The organism is Burkholderia sp. AU4i (genome assembly GCF_000466765.1).
Lineage (GTDB): Bacteria > Pseudomonadota > Gammaproteobacteria > Burkholderiales > Burkholderiaceae > Burkholderia > Burkholderia cepacia.
In genome coordinates, this window is sequence record NZ_ASSI01000477.1 from 1 (window position 1) to 905 (window position 905).

Below are 905 nucleotides of genomic sequence, written 5' to 3' on the forward strand. Positions count from 1 at the left end.
TTCACGCGGCGGCGCGCCTTGGCGGGGTGCAACCCCGGCGAAACGAAAGGCGCCGCGCGGATCGCGCGGCGCCTTGAAGCACATCGGACAGGCGGGGCGGGCGCCCCGCCGCCCCCGTCAGCGCGACGCTTGCGGGAACCGCGCGCCCGGCGGCGGTTCGGGCCGGGTCGACGGCACGCTCTTGCGCACCTTCGCGACCTGCGCGGCGGTCACCGGCGCCCCCGTGTTGCCCCAGCTCGTGCGCACGAAGTTGGACACGTCCGCGACTTCCTGGTCCGACAGGCGCCAGCCGAACGGCGGCATCGTGAACGTCGACGGCGCGGTGCGCGTGCCCTGCAGCGCGCTGCCTTCCAGCACGACGTGGATCAGCGAGGTCGGATCGTCGCCCTGCACGACCGGGTTGCCGGCGAGCGCCGGGAACACGCGCGTGTAGCCATGGCCGTCGCTGCGGTGGCAGGCCGTGCAGTTGTCGCGATAGACGGCCGCACCCGGCTTGCTCGCGTCGCCGGCCTGCAGGGCCTTGGCAGCCGCCGCGTCGTACACGTGCGGCTGCTCGCCCTGCACGCGCGGCGGCAGCGTCTTCAGGTAGCGCGCGATTGCGTTCAGGTCGTCGTCGGTCATGTGCTGCATGCTGTGGCCGACCACGTCCGTCATCCCGCCGAATGCAGCCGTGCGCAGCGTGCGGCCCGTCTTCAGGAACTGCACGATCTCGGTTTCGTTCCACGTGCCGAGGCCCGTGCGCGGCTCGCCGCGCAGGCTCGTCGGCACCCAGCCGTCGATCGCCGCACCGCCGGCCAGGAAGTCCGGGCCGTCCGCGTCGGTCAGCCCGCGCTCCTGCATCGTCGGCGCGCGCGGCGTATGGCACGCACCGCAGTGGCCGAGACCCTGCACGAGATACGCGCCGC

At 73.6% G+C, this 905-nt stretch carries 1 protein-coding gene; it reads right to left on the reverse strand.

The features are described from left to right. Nucleotides 1-117: 117 nt before the first annotated feature. The coding region (locus tag L810_RS43640; RefSeq protein WP_042978533.1) for a c-type cytochrome at nucleotides 118-905 on the reverse strand (788 nt) is incomplete at its 5' end.